The sequence below is a fragment of the Comamonas sp. GB3 AK4-5 genome, from assembly GCF_041320665.1.
Taxonomy (GTDB): Bacteria; Pseudomonadota; Gammaproteobacteria; order Burkholderiales; family Burkholderiaceae_C; genus Comamonas.
This window is the reverse complement of record NZ_CP166730.1, coordinates 4,701,712-4,720,728: the sequence shown is the minus strand read 5'-3', so window position 1 is coordinate 4,720,728 and position 19,017 is coordinate 4,701,712. Positions and strand designations below refer to the sequence as shown.

At 62.3% G+C, this 19,017-nt stretch carries 6 protein-coding genes; 5 read left to right on the top strand and 1 reads right to left on the bottom strand.

Annotation, left to right across the window (positions count from 1 at the left end; translation table 11 throughout):
* The first annotated feature begins 279 nt into the window (after nucleotides 1-279).
* Complete coding sequence (locus tag ACA027_RS20915; RefSeq protein WP_370680102.1) at nucleotides 280-8,241, top strand: SdrD B-like domain-containing protein; 7,962 nt, start codon at nucleotides 280-282, stop codon at nucleotides 8,239-8,241.
* The gene (locus ACA027_RS20910; RefSeq protein WP_370680101.1) at nucleotides 8,241-12,428 is read left to right on the top strand and encodes an OmpA family protein; all 4,188 of its coding nucleotides are present in this window, start codon (nucleotides 8,241-8,243) and stop codon (nucleotides 12,426-12,428) included. The genes ACA027_RS20915 and ACA027_RS20910 overlap by 1 nt, the downstream gene beginning before the upstream one ends.
* 409 nt (nucleotides 12,429-12,837) lie before the next feature.
* Here ACA027_RS20910 and ACA027_RS20905 read toward each other — a convergent pair whose 3' ends face one another.
* Nucleotides 12,838-13,743, bottom strand: a complete 906-nt coding sequence (locus ACA027_RS20905) for a LysR family transcriptional regulator (RefSeq protein ID WP_370680100.1) — start codon at nucleotides 13,741-13,743, stop codon at nucleotides 12,838-12,840.
* A gap of 152 nt (nucleotides 13,744-13,895) precedes the next feature.
* Between ACA027_RS20905 and metE the strand changes: the two genes are divergently transcribed.
* The 3 genes from metE to speE all read left to right on the top strand — a co-directional run bounded on the left by metE (nucleotide 13,896) and on the right by speE (nucleotide 18,785).
* Complete coding sequence (gene metE, locus ACA027_RS20900; protein WP_370680099.1) at nucleotides 13,896-16,202, top strand: 5-methyltetrahydropteroyltriglutamate--homocysteine S-methyltransferase; 2,307 nt, start codon at nucleotides 13,896-13,898, stop codon at nucleotides 16,200-16,202.
* A gap of 282 nt (nucleotides 16,203-16,484) precedes the next feature.
* A complete protein-coding gene (locus tag ACA027_RS20895) occupies nucleotides 16,485-17,204 on the top strand; it encodes a phosphoglycolate phosphatase (protein ID WP_370682648.1) in 720 nt (239 codons plus the stop codon).
* A 291-nt stretch (nucleotides 17,205-17,495) separates the two neighbouring features.
* Complete coding sequence (gene speE, locus ACA027_RS20890) at nucleotides 17,496-18,785, top strand: polyamine aminopropyltransferase (protein ID WP_370680098.1); 1,290 nt, start codon at nucleotides 17,496-17,498, stop codon at nucleotides 18,783-18,785.
* The last annotated feature ends 232 nt before the right edge of the window (nucleotides 18,786-19,017 follow it).

Below are 19,017 nucleotides of genomic sequence, written 5' to 3'. Positions count from 1 at the left end.
TATTTATTCGAAATATTCTTTTTTACGCGTTCTTATCTTTTCGTCAACATGGTAAATGTTGTTAAACAGTAGAAAATTTCGTATCTAAAGGTCAAAAATTGTGACTTTATAGACATCGTCCTACATGTAAATCAGACAATTCCTAAAATTAGAGTCAATTGTCGGCCCGCTGGTCGATTGATGGTCTGCGCCTGACGTGTGGCCATCCCGTTCCTTTTTTCGTTTTGTCTTGCCTGAGTGATCGTGCGCGTGATCACTTCGGGTTGCTGAAAGCTTTACATGTTGAATTCCCGCCTTGTCGATTGGGGCAAGCTGTTGCCATCGAGTGACCGAGCCCGCCGCTTAGCGGCCTCGCTCAAAGCCGCCTCTCCAGCGCGAGTTGTGCGCCATGGCGTGCTTTGGGGAAGTGTGGTCGCTGGTGGCATGTGGGGTACGGGGAGCTTGTTGGCTGCGGGCGAACTGGCCGATTTCTCCGTATCCGTGGGCGTCGCTTCCGGCTCGGACAAGTCCAGTCTGCGGCCCGGGGAAACCACCACGCTGCGCATTACCTTGGGAAATGACAGCAGCTCGGCTGATTTGACAGGGGTGAACTTCTCCAAGGTGCTGCCATCCGCTACCCATGGGTCGCTACAGGTCAATGGGTCTGCCGTGATTTCGGGGGACCCTGGCTGCAGCGTGAACAGCGGCAGCACGGTAGACCTCAGCGATGCAACAATCATCAAGGTCTCTGGCTTTAAGGTGCCCCAAAAAAGCGGATCAGCTGCGGACAAGGTCAGCTGCTATATCGATATTCCATTGATTGCACAGTCGCCCAGCGGCCAGCAGCAGAGCGGCCTGACCTATGCCTTGCCTGCGGGCTCGGTAGGCTCGGACCAAGGTAGCAACTCCGGCCCCGGCACCCACACCTTTGTGGTCGATAAGGCGGGCCGTCCGACATGGAGTAAAAGCTTTTCCCCCTCCCCCTCTGTGGCAGTGCTTGGTGGGGACGCAGTGAGCCTGGTGTTGCAGGTCATCAATCCTGTCGATGGCGTGCCGCTGAGCAATGTCAGCTTCAGGGATACTTTCCCCGTGAGCGGTGCTGGTGGCGCTGTGATAGAGCCTACGGGCACGCCAGCCACGTTGAGCAGCTGTGGTGCTGGCACGGCTGCCCTCACCACAGGCCCTGGTGCAGCGGTAAACGTCAGCAATGTCAGCGTGGCGCCGGGGGCGACTTGCACAATTACCGTGCCTGTCAAAGCCCGTCACACTGGTGGCCAGTACCAGCTAAGTGCTCAGCAAAATCAGTTGTTGGTGAAAGACTTCAGCAGCAAGCAAGGTCTGGTGCCGGCATCGCCCGCCCAAGCCAGCATCAATGTGCGTTCACCGCTGCGTCTTGTCAAAAGTTTCTCGCCCACCACGGTGAGTGCGGGCCAGACGGGGCAGTTCACCGTGCAGCTGTTCAACGATGGCAGCACGCCGTTGAATGTGACGGATTTTTCGGAAGCCAGCATCAGTGAGGTCACCCCAGGCGGCAAGTATTTGCAAGCCATCAATGTGAAAAACAGCTGCAGCGGAGGAGCTCCCACTCTCACAGGTGGGGACAAGGGCTTTCAAACTGGGGGCTATGTCATTCCCGCCGCCGTTGGCAATACCGCAGGTTCCTGCACGATTACCGTGGATTTCAAGGGGTCGCTGGATGCCTCCAACCAGCCGCGATCCTATACCAACACCATCCCTGAGAAGGCGGTGAACGTTGGTGATTCCGCCATTGTGAGCCAGCCAGACAGCGCGTCGGTGACCGTGGTCGATCAGTTCTGGGTCAGCAAGACGCAGTCGCCTGCGAATGCGGCCCCGGGCAGCCCAGTGCAATACCAGGTGACGGTGCAGAACTACGACCAGGTGTCCGCAAGCAATGTGCATGTGCGCGACATCTTGAAGAACGGCAGCACCTTTCTCAAGGGCGGTGCATACGACCCGGTCAGCAGCTGCGGTGGGTTGACGACCAGCAATGCGCAGGGCGATACCAACTTGCTGTTCGACCTGGCCAGCATTCCCAAAGCCACAGGCAATACCCCGGGCGCTTGCAAGATCACCTTCTGGGCGCAGACCTCGACGGACATCGCGTCCATTGGCAAGAACGTCAGCAATCAGATTGCAGCATGCGGCGTGTTTACGGGCGATGAAGCCACCGCCAAAGCTCGTGGCGCTTGCAATGGCTGGGCATCCGACTCCCCTAGCGTGGATGTGATCGCCCCTTTGAAGGCGGAAAAAACCTTTAGCGGTAACTATGGCACGGGCAGCACTCCCGATTTCTCGGTGCGCGAAGGCACGCCGGTGACCCTGAAGATTCGCTTGTCCAACTACACCGACAAGGATTTGGCCAGCGTCACCCTCAATGACACGCTGCAGCTTGCAACTGGTGGCACGGGCCAACTGCGCATTGCCTCTCCGGCCAAGCCCGGCAGCACCTGCGGCGGCGCGATCACGGCAGACCCCGGCAGCACCTCGCTGGCCTTGAATGGCGCCACCGTGGTCAAACGCAATGCCAGCAACAACAAGCCCGGTCAGTGTGAAATTCAAGTCGATGTGGTGGGCCCCGCAGGCGTCTATCCGAACACAGCACAGGTGACCGCGACCCAGACCTATGCCGATGGCAGCACGGGCCCGGTGGAATCGGTGGACACCAATACGCCGAAGCTGACGGTCATTGGTTCTTTGACAGCTGCCAAGGCGTTTTCGCCGAATGTGATGACGGCTGACGGCAAGTCCACGGTCACCATCCAGCTCAAGAACAGCGATGCGGCAGCACCCTTGGCCGGTATTTCGGTGAGCGATGACCTGGCTGCTGCGGGCCTGAAGCTGGCGGATCCCGCCAAGATGTACAGCACCTGCGGTGGCAGCAAAACCTTTGAAGGCGCACCCGGCGCGGGCAAGGCCGTGATGCGCGGAGCCACGCTGCCGCCATCAGGGACCTGCGACTTTATTTTTGATGTGGTGGACAACGGCAGCAAGCCTTCCGGGAATTGGGTGAACACCTTGAAGGTGGGCGATATCCTGGCCGATGGTGGCGTGCAGAACCAGCAGGATGTGTTGGCAACACTGACGCGTGCAGGCACGCAAGTGCCCAGCATTACCAAGACGTTTGCGGCAGCCAATGTCTCTCCGGGTCAGCCCAACCGCCTGACCATTGAAATCAAAAATGGCGCGCAGGATTTGACCGGTATGGCGCTGACGGACTGGTTTACCAAGGACGGTACGGCCAGCGGCGTGGCGACGGGTTTGAAGGTCGCGAGCCCAGCGAATGCGGCTACGACATGCCCTGGTGGCCATGTACAGGCCGAAACTGGCGGTGTGTCGGTGGCCATGACCGGTGCATCGCTGAAGGCGCGCACCGGAGCCGATGAACCAGGCAAGAACACCTGCACCATCAGTGTCGATGTGATGACCACCGTGCCCGGTGCGTTCGAGAACATCATTCCCAGCAAGGCCTTGGTGAGCAGCGAAGGTCAAACCACCAATGCGCCTGCTACTGCCTCGTTCCAGACCGGTAGCAAGGTGGGGGTGAGCAAGGAATTCACGCCGTCCGTGGTCACGGCCGGTGAGCGTTCGCGTCTGCGCATCAACTTCTACAACCCCACGCCAGTGGCACTGGGCAATGTGGGCCTGGTGGACTCTCTACCAGCTGCTGCATCGGGCGGAGGCCAGATGACGGTGGCACCTGGCCCCAACATTGTTCAGACCTGTGGTGATGTCACCAAGGTGGATGTGAGTGATCCGAAAAAGGTGGTCATCAGCAATGCCAGCCTAGCAGGCGCCGGTGCGGGCGTGTCCGTGGTGGTGTGCTATGTGGAGCTGGATGTGGTGGCCGACAAGGACGGCTCTTACGCCAACAAAATTCTGGAAAATAGCCTGACCGTGCAGGACAAGCCGGTCAAGCATCCGCCTGCTGAAAACACCATGCATGCGGTGCAGCCGCTGGTGGTGCACAAAGCCATTGGTACCAAGACGCTGGATTCCGGCGCGTTGCCCAATGGCTGGAGCAAAGGCTCGGCCGCCCGCAAGGCGGGTGAGTCAGCGGTGCTGACCATTGTTCTGGAAAACAAAAACCCCGATCTGGTGTTGACGGAGCTGGCGTTTACTGACGCGCTGCCGGATGGCCTGGTGGTGGCGCAAACCCCGAATGCCAGTACCACCTGCCCTGCGGGTGTGGTGACAGCGACTGCCTCGGCGCGCGAGGTTCGTCTGAGCGGTGCAACCCTGGCCGCCAAAGCCAGTTGCACGGTGAAGGTTGACGTGTTGAGCAACCAACCTGGCAACTATGTGAACACCATTCCCAGCGGCGCGGTGACGACCAAGGAAGGTGTGCACAACGAGGAGCGCACCAGCGCCGAGCTGGTGGTGAGCATGCCACCTTCGGTGAGCAAGCAGTTCTCTCCGGCCGTGGTGGCCGCCAATGGCGAGTCCACCTTGACCATTCGCATTGCCAATGACAATGCGACTGCGATCACGCTGAGCAAGGACATGGTGGATACATTGCCTGTCATGCCCGCACAGATGAAGGTGGCAGCGACTCCCGCCATTGGCGGAACCTGTGCGGTGGCCCAGGTGAAGGCCGCTGGTGGCGAAACCGCCATCACCTACAAGAGTGGCGCTTCGGTGCCCGCAGGTGGCTGCTACATCACGGTGCAGGTGCAGGCCGGGAATGTAGCCGGTGACTACAACAACACCATCCCCGCAGGTGCGCTGGACACCAATGTGGGCAAGAACCCCGAGCCGGCCAATGCCATCTTGAGTGTCAGCGCCAAGGGTGCGATTTCAGGGAAGGTGTTCAAGGACAACCTGGTGGATGGAGGTCTCTTTGATCCCGTCAAGGACAGTCCGATTGCAGGGGAAACCATTGAGCTGCACCAAGGCACAAGCTGCTCCGGCGCGCTGTTGAAAACGGTGAAGACCGACCCCCTGGGCAATTACCTGTTTGCCGATTTGGCTGCAGGCGAATACACCGTATGCCAGCCGAATCAACCTGCTGGCACGGGCAATGGAACGCCGCAAGCGGGTGTTATTACTGGTGGTACAGGCACCAAGGGCACGCCTTCAAATGGCTCGTCCACCAGCAGCCAGATCGCAGGCATCAAGCTGGAGGAGACCTCGGGCCAGGTGGCGAGCAGCACGGGCAACGACTTTCCTGAGATTGGCTACTCCAGCATCACCGGCAAGGTATTTCTGGACCAGAACAACGATGGCGAATTCAATGGCTCTGACAAGGGCATTGCCGGCGTCCCCATCAAGCTGTTGAACGAGCAGGGCCTGCCTGCGGTGTGTTCGGTGGGCGGAGTCAGCAAGAACCCCTGCACGACCACCACGGATGCGAATGGGGACTACCGTTTCGACGATTTGCCCCCAGGCAAATACACTGTGGTGCAGCCTGAGCAGCCCGCAGGCGCCAGCAATGGTCAGACTACCAAGGGCAGCACGGGAGGCACACCATCGAACCCGAATGTAGAGGGCAACACCAGCCGGATTGAGGGCATTGACCTGCCGCCCAATACCGTGTCGAAGAGCAATAATTTTGCGGAGATCCCTTCTTCGCGCAGTATTTCCGGCAAGGTGTTCCTGGACTTCGAAAACGACGGTCTGTTCAATGGCAAGGACTATGGCCTGCCTAAGCAAAAAATCGTCTTGACTGGCACGGATGTGTTGAACAACCCGGTCAACCGTGAGGTGTATACGGATGCCAGCGGCAATTACCGCTTCGAGAATCTGCCAGAGGGTACCTACACCGTGACCCAACCCGTGCAGCCGGCAGGGACAACCGAAGGTCAGATCAAAGTAGGCACCACAACTGGCAGTGTGACTCCGGCAAATCCATCTACAGGCCAAGGCAGCACGATTGCCGATATCGACCTGAAGGGAAACAACAAAGCCTCTGCGGACAACAACTTCGCAGAGTTGCCTGGCAACGCCGTAGACCTCTCCATTAAAAAGACGCACCAAGGTGAGTCGTTTGCTGCGGGTTCGGACATCTTCGGAGTCTTCACCCTCACGGCCCATAACGTGGGTGGACAGCCCACTGTTGGCATGATCACGGTGGTTGACACCTTGCCCCATGGCATGACGCTGGCGGCACCTGCCTATGGCATGGGCTGGACCTGTTCCAGCGCAGTGGGTGCAGCGGTGGTGACCTGTACCAGCACCACGCCGATTGCGGCGGGCAGCGATGGCAACCCCATCACGCTCAAGGTGCGCTCGGACGATGCGCTGGACGGCACGATTGCCGTCAACACAGCAACAGTGGAGGGTGGTGGCGAGCCTCCGGGGCTGGATGGCAACAACATCGTGAAAGACCCGGTGCCTGTGGCCAAGGGCGCTCGCATCAGTGGAACCGTGTGGCGCGATACAGACCACAGCCGCAAGCTTGATGGCAGCAAGCCGCGTGTGGCGGGTGTGTTGGTGGAGTTGCTGCGCAATGGCGTGGTGGTTGCCACTGCGCTGACGGATGCCAATGGCGCTTACCAGATCCAGGATTTGCCACCAGGCTCTGGCTATGAGCTGCGCTTCCGCGATCCCGCCAACGGTGGTGTGATTTATGCGGGCGGCGTGACCAACGAGGACGGGCGCAACACCATAGATGGCCAACGTGACACAGAGGAGGCCAACGAGCAGGGCACCAACAACGGCAACCCCGGCGGTGCCTCCGTCAAAAATGGTGTGCTGATGGGGCTAACATTGCTGCCCGGTGACAACATCACACAGCAAAGTCTGCCGCTGGATCCCAGTGGCGTGGTCTATGACGCGGTGACGCGCCAGCCGGTCAAGGGCGCGGTGGTGACCATCAGCGGGCCTGGCGGATTTGATCCCGTGCAGCATCTTTTTGGAGCGAACTCTGCCAGCCAGACTACGGGTGCGGACGGCCTCTACCAGTTCTGGCTGAACGGTACGGCCCCTGTGGGCACGTACACCTTGACCGTGGCGGTTCCTGCAGGATATTTGCCTGCACCGTCTGCCATGATTCCGGCATGTACTTCCAGTACGCTGGATGTGAGTGCAGGAACCAACAATCCCGAGCTGATCCAAGCGAGTTCGAATGCTCCTGCGGCCGGCGTGCCGCTGCATGCCCCCGCTGGGTCTGCGGCTTGCGTGGGCGGCGTGGGACCGGCGACAACGCAGTACTACTTCAGCTTTGTGATCGATGCGCAAAGGTCGCACAACGTGCTGAACAACCACATCCCCATCGACCCCATCCTGGGCGGTGCCATCGTGGTGAGCAAGACCACGCCCAAGGTGAATGTGGCCAAGGGTGATCTGGTGCCCTACACCATCACGGCGACCAATACGTTGCAGGCAGCGCTGGGCAATGTGAATGTGCAAGACCATATTCCGCCGGGCTTTCGCTACCGCGTGGGGTCTGCCACCTACAACGGCATGCCCATGGAGCCTGTGGTTGCAGGCCGTTTGCTGGACTGGAAGAGTCAGACTTTCGCGGCAGGCGAGAAAAAGACCTTCAAGCTGCTGCTGGTGGTGGGTGCCGGTGTGGGCGAAGGCGAATACGTGAACCAGGCCTGGGCGCTGAACAGCCAGGTGAACGAGCGCATCTCCAACGTGGCCAGTGCGCTGGTGCGTGTGGTGCCAGATCCGACCTTTGACTGCTCCGACCTGATTGGCAAGGTGTTTGACGACAAGAACGCCAACGGCTACCAGGACCAGGGCGAGCCCGGTGTTCCCAATGTGCGCGTGGTGACGGCGCGTGGCCTGCTGGTCACCACCGATGCCGATGGGCGCTTTCACGTGGCTTGTGCAGCGATTCCGCAGGCGGACCGCGGCAGCAACTTTGTGATGAAGCTGGACGAGCGCACCCTGCCTTCGGGCTACCGCATGACCACGGAAAACCCCCGTGATGTGCGCGTGACCCGCGGCAAGATGGTGAAGCTGAACTTTGGCGCCACGGTGCACAAGGTGCTGCGTCTGGAAGTCGATGGTCGTGCCTTTGCAGAAGACGGCAAGCAGCTGTCCACGCAGTGGAACGAGCAGATTGCACAGCTGCTCACGCAGCTGGCCGAGCGCCCCACGGTGCTGCGTATCGCCTATCGCATGACGGGTGAGAGCAAGGATGTGGCCGAGCAGCGCCTGAAGGCACTGACCCAGCGCATCCAGGATGGCTATGCCCAACAGGCACAGCAGAAAAAGCAACAGGAGGACGACACACCACCGCTGGTGATCGAGACGGAATCCTTTGAACAGAACAAGGCAGAGGGAGTCCGTTAATGAACCCGTTGAAGCAAAGCGGGCACGCTGCGGTGTGCCCCGAGTGGAGTCGTTCGTCTGTCGCTTGCGCAGCTGCCCTGGTGCTGCTGGGCAGCAGCGCCGCCTGGGCCAGCCAGCCAGAGGCTGACACCCAGCAAGGCAAGCGCGTGGATAACGCGCGCCAGATGACGGTGGCCATGCCGCCGCCGTCCGAGCAGGTGCCGCAAGGCTTTGGCTACGCACTGCCCTCCGGGGTGACGCGGGCCGATGCCGAGGCCATGCGCGCCGCCAATGCCACGTTGCCCCAGGCCCCGGCCCAGCAGGCCGTGGCCTTGGCGGAGTCCGATACTTCGGGGGCCTTGTTTGCCTCCGGCAAGGCCGATCTGACGGCTGCATCGCTGTCCGCGCTGGACGCCGTCGTGGCGCAGTTGCAAGGCAAGCAGGGTGTGCGCATTGCCGTGGAGGGCCACACCGACAGCCAGCGTCTGGCACCGCAGACCAAGCGCTTGTTCCGTGACAACCAAGGCCTGTCCGAAGCGCGTGCCCTGGCCGTGGCCAGCTATTTGCGCCGTGGTCTGGGCCTGCCGGCCGAGGCCGTGGCCATGAGCGGCAAGGGCGAGGCCCAGCCCGTGGCCAGCAATGCCAACCCCCAGGGCATGGCGCAGAACCGCCGCGTCATCATCACTCTGTGGTGGGACGAGGTCGCCGCGCCCGTGGCGGCCCCTGCGCCTGTCGTGGCCGCCCCGGCCGATGCCTGCGCCCCGGCGCGGGAGACGGCCGATCTGCCTTTCCGCATCACCGTGGATGGCGAGGACATGTCCGGCGCTGCCGTGAACGAGGCCGACCGCCAGCGCTGCGTGGACGTGGCCCTGGAGCGTGCCGACATCCAGATCAAGTACGACGACCTGGCTGCCAAGCCGGCGCTGAACGTGTGGGCCGCCACCGATGTGACGCTGCGTGGCGAGGCCGTGCAGTTCCGCGGTTGGAGCAACTACGCCAGCTGGATTGACAAGGCCGAGGTGCGCGTCTTCCGCAAGGGCGAGCCCACCGATGGCAAGGCGCTGGCCGTGCTGCCGCTGCACTGGGAAACCACCACGGCCTGGACCGTGCCGGTGGAAGGCCAGGACGAATACATCTATGTGCTGCGTGTTTACGACCGCAAGGGCCGCTTCGATGAAACGGCGACCAAGTCGCTGAACATCGCCACCCGTGCACGGCCTTTGAACGATCTGGACAAGCCCAGCCGCGAGGCACTGGTGGGCTGGGGCGAGAACGCGCTGCATGTCAGCAACATCCCCGTGCGCGGCGGCACCATCACCGTCAGTGGCACCAAGATCAAGCCCGGTGAAACCGTCACCGTGCTGGGCCAGCAGATTCCCGTGGACGACAACGGCCGCTTTGTGGCGCGCCAGATTCTGGCCACCGGTCCGCATGGTGTGGATGTGAGCGTCAAGGGCACGGACGGCCGCACAGCCACCTTCCGCCGCAACGTCTCCATCCCTGACAACGACTGGTTCTATGTGGCCGTGGGCGATCTGACCATAGGCCAGAACAAGACCACCGGTCCGGCCGAGTTGGTCACCAACGACCTGCAGCACTACCGCGACAACACCTATGTGGACGGGCGCGGAGCTTTTTATCTCAAGGGCAAGATCAAGGGCGAATGGCTGCTGACGGCCGCTGCCGACACGCGCGAGCAGCCCTTGAAAGACCTGTTCAGCAACTTCACCGCCAAGGACCCGCGCTATCTGCTGCGCCGCATTGATCCCGATGCGTATTACCCGGTCTATGGCGACGACAGCACCACGGTGGACGATGCGCCCACCCAGGGCAAGTTTTTTGTGCGCCTGGAAAAGGGTGAATCCCAGGTCATGTGGGGTAACTTTCAGACCTCGTGGAGCGGCTCGGAGCTGATCCAGTATTCGCGTGGTCTGTACGGTGCGCGTCTCAAGCTGCGCTCGGAAGATGCCACCGGCTTCGGCGAGCGCCGCACAGGCCTGGACGCCTTTGCGGCCGACCCCGGCACCATGGGTGCGCGCGAGGAATTCCGTGGCACGGGTGGCTCGCTTTACTACATGCGCCACCAGGATGTGACCGTGGGTTCGGAACGCGTGTGGGTGGAAGTGCGTGACCGTGACTCGGGCATGGTGATAGAGCGCCGCCAACTGGCGCCCGGCCAGGACTACGAGGTTAACTACCTGCAGGGCCGCATCATGCTGAGCGCACCCCTGCCATCGACTGCGTCGGCGGGCGGCATCATCTACACCAGCGCGCTGTCGGGCAATCCGCTGCACCTGGTGGTGACCTACGAATACGTGCCGGGCGTGAGCGCGGTGGACTCCATGGCCTATGGTGGCCGTGTCAGCCACTGGGTGAATGACCATTTGCGTGTGGGCCTAACAGGCTACCGCCAGGGCGAGCATGAATACCGCCAGACGCTGCAAGGCGTGGATGCCACAGTGCGTGTGGCAGCCGGCACGCAGGTCAAGGCCGAGGTGGCCCGTTCCAGCGGTGTCAGCGACATCACCAGCACCTCATCGGTGGATGGTGGCTACGACTTCAACGCCATCAACGGCGCCAGCTCGGCCAATGCCCAGGCCTACCGCGTGGAAGCCACGCTGGACCTGGCCGAAGTCACCGACAACCACAAGGGCCAGCTCAGCGCCTATGTGCAGGACCGGGAAAAAGGCTATTCGGCCCCCGGCCAAATCGCCTACAACGGCGAGGCCATTCGGCAAATGGGCCTGAAGGCCCAGCTGCCGCTGACCGAGCGCACCACGCTGCAGGCCAAGGCCGATGACCGCGAGGGCGACTACCAAACTTCCAATAACGCTGAACTGGGCCTGCGCCATCAGCTGGGTGAGGAATGGGCCGTCACGGCCGGCATGCGCCACGACAAGCGCCAGCTGAAGATGGCCAACGCCAGCCCTACGCTGTCGCAAAACGGTGCCCGTACCGACCTGCAGCTGCGCGCCGACTACGTGCCGCTGAAGGAAGGCGGCAAGCCTGGCGAGAAGGAAGACTGGTCCATCTACGGTTTTGTGCAAGGCACGGTGGAGCGCACCGAAGAGCGCGATGCCAACAACCGCGCCGGCGTGGGCGGCCAGCTGCGCCTGAACGATCGCTGGGCGCTGAATGCCGAAGCCTCGGGTGGCAACCTGGGCGCGGGCGGCATGTTGGGCGCGGACTACCGCATCAGCGACCGCAGCAATGCCTATTTGAACTACCGCCTGGAAAGCGAGAACCCGGACAGCAACTACCGTGGCCGCTACGGCAGCTGGGTGACGGGCTCCAACTACCGCCTCAACGACAGCACACGCCTCTTTGGCGAGGTGCGCGCCACCGATGGTGCGGGCTCGCAAAGCCTGGTACAGGCCTTTGGTGTGGACCTGGCGCCGAACGACCGCTGGAACTTCGGCTCCAAGATGGAGTTCGGCACCATCAGCGATGAGCTGGGTGGCGACTACGACCGCAAGGCCGTGGGCTTCTCGACCAGCTACAAGTTCGACGGTCTGAAGTACGCTGGTGCCGTGGAACTGCGCCGTGACAAAAACACCAACGGCCAGACCCGCAACACCTGGTTGATGCGCAACAGCTATGGCCAGCAGCTGAGCCAGGCCTGGCGTTTGCTGGGCAAGTTCAACATCTCGCGCAGCAGCAATTCGGAAGGTGCTTTCTATGACGGCAACTTCCACGAAGCCGTGCTGGGTGCGGCCTACCGCCCCGTGGACAACGATCGCTGGAACACCCTGGTCAAGCTGACCAGCTACCACAACGTGCCCACGGCAGGTCAGCTGGACAGCAATGGCCAGATCGCCGACTACGCGCAGAAAAGCCAGATCTTCTCCATCGACACCATCTGGGACGTCAAGCCCTGGGTGTCGCTGGGCTTCAAGTACGGCCTGCGCACAGGCAAGCTGCGCATGAACAAGACCGAGGGTGAATGGTTCTCCAGCCGTGCCGACCTGGTGGTGCTGCGTGCAGACTGGCACTGGGTGCGCGAATGGGACATCGTGACCGAGCTGCGCAATCTGCGCGTCAAGGAAGCGCAGGACTCCCGCGCCGGCGCGCTGGTGGCTGTCTACAAGCATGTGGGCAAGCATGTGAAGGCAGGCGTGGGCTATAACTTCACCAACTACTCGGACGATTTGACCGATCTGTCCTACCGCAGCCGAGGTTGGTTTATCAACGTGCTGAGCACGTTCTGATGAACACCCCCCTGAGGCACTAGCGTGCCTTCCCCCCGCTCTCGCGTCGCTGCGCTCGCGGGCAGGGGGACGACACCAGCGCGGCGGGGCGGCCCTTGCGCGGTGTCTCTGGCGTGGGGCGCGCCAGTTTTATGCGCTGCGCTCTTGTCTTGAACCCTCGCGGTTGATTTGCGATCCGCTGTGATGGCGGAGGAAAGCCTTCCAGGCCTGGTGCTGGAAGGCTTTTCTTTTTGTCTCCTTCCCCTGCCGGGGGAAGGTTGGGATGGGGGGGCGAGTCCCGGCCTCGGAACATCACTTCACAACTGAATTTCAAACCGGCATCGACGCAGGTATTTTTGCCACCTGGTGTAGGCCGGTAGGGCTATGCGTGCTACGGATTCGAAAGCGCTTCCATAGCGGGCGTGACAGCTCACCGGTCTGCTGAGACGGCAGGCGTGGCGCTTTTGGCCAGCGCGATAAAAGCCTGCACATAGTCGGTCTGCAAATCGGCCTCGCGTGCGCCCAGGTAGATCTGCTTGGGTATGCCTTTGGCGCCCAGGCGCACCGGCACCACATCCATCTTGCTGGCGTATTCCTCCACTAGCCAGCGCGGCAGTGCCGTGACGCCGCGGCCACTGGCCACCATCTGCATCATGATGTCCGTGGTTTCGATGGTTTTGTGGCGGCGTGGTGTGATGTTCTGGGGCAGCAGAAACTGGTTGAAGATGTCCAGCCGCTCCGTGGCCACGGGGTAGGTGATCAGTACCTCGCCCGCCAAATCCTTGGGCCGCACCTGGGCGCGCTGGGCCAGCGGGTGATTGCGCGCCACGGCCAGCACCTGTTCGTAGTCGAACACCGGCTGAAACACGATGCCGGGCTTGTCCAGCGGGTCGGGCGTCACCAGCAAATCGATCTCATAGCCAAACAGCGCGCCGATGCCGCCGAACTGAAATTTCTGCTTCACGTCCACATCCACATCGGGCCAGGCGGCCAGATAGGGCGAGACGATTTTCAGCAGCCACTGGTAGCAGGGGTGGCATTCCATGCCGATGCGCAAAGCGCCGCGCTCACCCTGGGCGTATTGCTGCAGCCGGGTTTCGGCCAGGTCCAGTTGGGGCAGCACGCGGCCCGCCACGGCCAGCAAATACTGGCCGGCCTGGGTCAGGCGCAGGCTGCGGCCTTCGCGCAGCCAGATGTCGGTGCCCAGCTGGTTTTCCAGCTTTTTCATGCTGTGGCTCAGCGCCGATTGGGTCACGCACAGCACATCGGCGGCGGCGGTCAGCGAGCCCTGTTTTTCGACTTCCTGGACGATGGCCAGGTGGATGCGTTCGAGCATGGGGAATCCGATGTGGATATGAATATGAGCGTTTTTTCTTATGAATCATGCTCATGGACTCGTGAGATAAGACCATTTTACTTCATGGAGTACTTTTCTTAGCATCCGGGCATTCCTTCCCTGCAACCGTATTTTTTCGAGCCCGCATTGCCATGACGACCATCCACAACCTCGGCTTTCCCCGCATCGGCGCCCAGCGTGAACTGAAGTTCGCGCTGGAGTCCTACTGGAAGGGCGAGTCCTCCCGCGACGCACTGCAGCAGTTGGGTGCCGAACTGCGTGCCCGCCACTGGGCCGACCAGCAAGGCCTGGACCTGGTGCCCGTGGGCGATTTTTCTTTTTACGACCAGGTGCTGGACACCAGCTTCACCCTGGGCCATCTGCCCGAGCGTGTGCAGGGCTTCCACGGCGATGCGCTGGACAACTATTTCCGCGTGGCCCGTGGTCGTTCGGCCAAGGGTGGGGAGGAGCACAGCGGCTGCTGTGGCGGCGTGGCCGCAGGTGAGATGACCAAGTGGTTTGACACCAACTACCACTACATCGTCCCCGAGTTCACCGCCGCCACCCAGTTCAAGCTGGACGCCTCGCGCCTGCTGGCGCAACTGGCCGAAGCCAAGGCCCAGGGCGTGCAGTCCAAGCCCGTGCTCATCGGCCCCGTGACCTATCTGGCCATCGGCAAGGCCAAGGACGACTCCAACAAGCTGGCGCTGCTGGAGCGCATATTGCCCGTGTACGCCGAGCTGCTGGAGCAACTGGCCGCCCAGGGTGTGGAGTGGGTGCAGATGGACGAGCCCATTCTGGTGACCGAGCTGGATGCCGATTGGCAGCATGCCTTCAACCTGGCCTATCACCAGCTCAAGAGCGCCAAAATCAAGATTCTGGTGGCCACTTATTTCGGCCAGCTACTGGACAACAAGCATCTGGCGGCCAACCTGCCCGTGGCCGGTCTGCATGTGGATGCCGTTAACGGCAGCCGCGACGATGTGCAGCAACTCATCGGCCTGCTGCCCGGGCACAAGGTGCTGTCGGTGGGCGTGATCAGCGGCCGCAACATCTGGAAGAGCGATCTGGTCGCCGTGCTGGACTGGATCGAGCCGCTGGCCGATCGCCTGGGCGAGCGTTTGTGGATTGCGCCGTCGTGCTCGCTGCTGCATGTGCCGGTGGACCTGAACAGCGAGCAAAAACTGGATGCGGAAGTGAAGTCCTGGCTGGCCTTTGCGCTGCAAAAGCTGGAGGAGCTGCGCGTGCTGGGCAAGGCGCTCACGCAAGGTCGCGATGCCGTCCGCAATGAGCTGGCCGCCAACGCCGCTGCCCTGGCGGCCCGCCGCGCCTCGCCGCGCGTGCACAACCCCGCCGTGCGCGCTGCGGTGGCCCAGATCACGGCCAAGCTGGGGCAGCGCCAGCAGCCCTATAGCGTGCGTGCCGCCAAGCAGGCCGCGCTACTCAAGCTGCCCGCTTTTCCCACCACCACCATCGGCTCCTTTCCGCAGACCGCAGAAATCCGCCAGGCCCGCAGTGCCTTCAAGGCCGGCCGCCTGGACGCTGCCGGCTACCAGGCCGCGATGCGTGCCGAGATCGCACGCAGCGTGCGTGAGCAGGAGGCCCTGGGTCTGGATGTATTGGTGCATGGCGAGGCCGAGCGCAACGACATGGTGGAGTACTTTGGCGAACAGCTCGATGGCTATGTCTTCAGCCAGTTCGGCTGGGTGCAGTCCTATGGCTCGCGCTGCGTGAAGCCGCCGATTCTGTTTGGCGATATCAGCCGCCAGAACCATGGCACCAAGGCCATGACGGTGGAGTGGACCACGTACGCCCAGTCGCTGACGGACAAGCCCATGAAGGGCATGCTGACCGGCCCGGTCACCATCCTGAACTGGTCGTTTGTGCGTGACGACCAGCCGCGTTCGCTGTCCTGCTACCAGCTGGCGCTGGCGATGCGGCAGGAGGTGCTGGACCTGGAAAAAGCCGGCGTGCAGGTGATCCAGATCGACGAGGCCGCGCTGCGCGAAGGCCTGCCGCTGCGCAAGTCGCAGTGGAAGACCTATCTGGACTGGGCCGTGGAGGCCTTCCGGATCACCGCCAACGGCGTGCAGGATGCAACGCAAATCCACACCCATATGTGCTATTCGGAGTTCAACGACATCATCGCCTCGATCGCCGACATGGACGCCGATGTCATCACCATCGAAACCTCGCGCTCGGACATGGAACTGCTGGCTGCCTTCGAGCATTTCCAGTACCCCAACGAAATCGGCCCCGGTGTGTACGACATCCACTCGCCCAACATCCCTTCCGAGGCGCATATCGTCAACCTGATGCGAAAGGCCGCCGAGCGCATCCCGGCACAGCGTCTCTGGGTCAACCCCGACTGCGGTTTGAAGACCCGCCAATGGCCCGAGGTGGTGGCTGCGCTGACCCATATGGTGGCCGCCGCCAAGACGCTGCGCCAGAGCGTTTGATGCAGGCGAGGTGGGTGTGAATCCTTCCCACGTTGGGGGAAGGCAGGGATGGGGGCAGCAGCGTGCACCCTTGCCGAGGGATTCGCAGAGGACGCAGGCCCCATCTCAACCCTCCCCCGAAAGGGGGGCTTTGGTGGGTCTCCCAGGCCCGCTCCAGCAGAGAGTAAAAGCCCCCGTTTGGGGACTTGCCTTGCAACTCCATGGCCCCGATTTCTGGGGCCGGTTCAGCCTGGGGCTTACGATAGACCGCTTTGCATCTGCTCTGTCTGTACCGTGACCCTGATCCGTTTTCCCCATTCTCATGTTTCCCACGTTGACGTAGACGCCGCCATCGTCGACCTGGATGGCACCATGGTCGACACCATCGGCGACTTTGCCGAGGCCATACGCCGCATGCTGGATGACCTCAAGCTGCCCGGCCTGCCGGCCACGGCGGTGGAGCATATGGTGGGCAAGGGTACCGAGCATTTGCTGCGCAGCGTGCTGGCCTATGTGCTGCCGCGCTGCGGGCAGTCAGATGCCGATATGGCGGATGCGGTACAGGCTCTGTTCCCCACCGCGCTGGCGCGCTACGAGTACCACTACATCGCCATCAACGGCGACCACTCTGCCGTGTATGCCGGGGTGAAAGAGGGCTTGCAGGCCTTGAAAGACGCAGGCCTGCGCCTGGCTTGCGTCACCAACAAGCCCATGGCCTTCACCGTGCCGCTGCTGGCGGCCAAGGGGTTGGATGGCTTGTTCGAGCAGGTGTTTGGTGGTGACTCCTTCCCGGTGAAGAAGCCCGACCCGCTGCCGCTGCTCAAAACCTGTGAAGCCCTGGGCAGCGCACCCGCGCGCACGCTGATGCTGGGCGACTCCAGCAACGATGCCCAGGCCGCGCGCGCTGCAGGTTGTCCGGTGGTGCTGGTGTCCTATGGCTACAACCATGGCCAGCCCATTAAAGGCGTGGATGCGGACGGGTATGTGGACAGCCTGATGGAGTTGACGGTGATCACCCCCTGAGTCGCTGCGCGCCTTCCCTCTCTCTGGCTTCGCCGGAGGGGGACGACACCGGCGCGGCGGCACTGGCGCGGTGCCCCGCCATGGATAGCGCCAGATATGTGGACTGGCGCGCCGCGAGGAGACTTTGAACACGTTCTTGGAGAGCCGGGCTGGAATGGCAGTACTTTTGGGGACGGAGTACTGGCAGGCAGTGTGCGTGTATCGGTGGCTATATTTTCCTAAGTTGTTAGGATCTTGCGCTTTTCTGTAATTTTTTTTGCGTTTGACGCAAGACAAGGAGAACCCACCGACATGCAAGGCTTGCACCTGACCGCTGACCTCTACGACTGCCGCTGTTCCGATGACTTGATGCTGGATGACGCCCAGATCGCCGCCTTGTGCACCGCACAGACCCTGAGTGCGGGGCTGACCGAGGTGGGGGCACAGTGGGTGAAGTTTCCGCCCTACCAGGGCCAGCCCGGCGGGGTGACAGGAACGGTCTTGCTGGCCGAGTCGCACCTGGCGATTCACACTTGGCCGGAAACCGGCAACGTCACTGTCGACGTTTATGTGTGCAACTTCTCGGGCGACAACACGGGCAAGGCCCAGGCCTTGATGGAGGGCGTGGTGGCGGCCTATGCGCCGCGCCGGGTGGTGCGCCAGCAACTGTGGCGCGGAGACATCAGCGGTGCGGGCGAAGGCGAGGGCAGCCAGGTGATGGAAGCCCTGACCCCGGATGCCAGCTTTGGCCTGCAGGCCGAGCTGCTGCAGCGACGCCAGACTGCCTACCAGCAGTTGGAGCTGCTGGACACGCCGCGCTTTGGCAAGGTGCTGCGCCTGGATGGCCGCTTCATGACCTCGGAGCGCGAGGAGTTTTTCTACCACGAGGCCCTGATACACCCGGCCACGCTGGCCCATCCACAACCGCGCAAGGCCTTGATCATTGGCGGTGGTGACGGGGGCGCGGCCGAAGAGCTGCTCAAGCACAACACGCTGGAGCAGGTGGTGCTGGCCGAGCTGGACAGCGAGGTGATTGCCACGGCCAAGGCCGAGTTGCAGGCTGTGCACCGCGGCGTGTGGGACGACCCGCGCCTGCAGGTACTGGAGGGCGACGGCATGCTCTACCTGGACCAGACGGAAGAGCGCTTTGACCTGGTGTTCATGGACCTGACCGACCCCGACACACCGGCCGAATGCCTGTACACCGGCAGCGCCTGGCAACGCATACGCCGGGCCATGGCGCCGGGTGGGGCCCTGGTGCTGCACCTGGGCAGCCCGGTATTTCACCCCGAGCAGGTGCAAGACCTGGTGGCCGAGCTGCAGCAGCAATTCCTCAAGGTGCGCTGCTACGGCCTGTATGTGCCGCTGTATGGCGCGTACTGGGGCATGGCCGTGGTGTCGGACAGCCTGGATGCCTCGCGCCTGACGCCTGCCGCTGCGGCCCAGCGCCTGCAGGCCCGGGGTGTGGGCGATCTGCAGTACTACAACCCCGAGGTGCATGGTGCCCTGTTTGCCCTGCCCAACTACTACCGCGCCCTGGTGGGGCCTGCGGCCTACGGCGTGGTGGAGGTCGAAGACGCTACGGAAGTGGCCACGGCATAAGCTCTGCGGCATGGTGAAGGCAAGCCCCCATGCCTGACAGGCAGGGGCTTGCCGCCGCACAGCGCCCAGGTTTGCTACACTTTGGCGCTATGTTCATTCACTACGTGTTCATCACAGGTTGCGCAGACCGGGGAGCCTGGCCCTGGCGCAAGCCATTCATGACCGCCTGAATCGCCGCGGGTGCCATGCCGCGCGTGCACCCTCAGCCCCTGCACCTCCACAGGGGCCATGA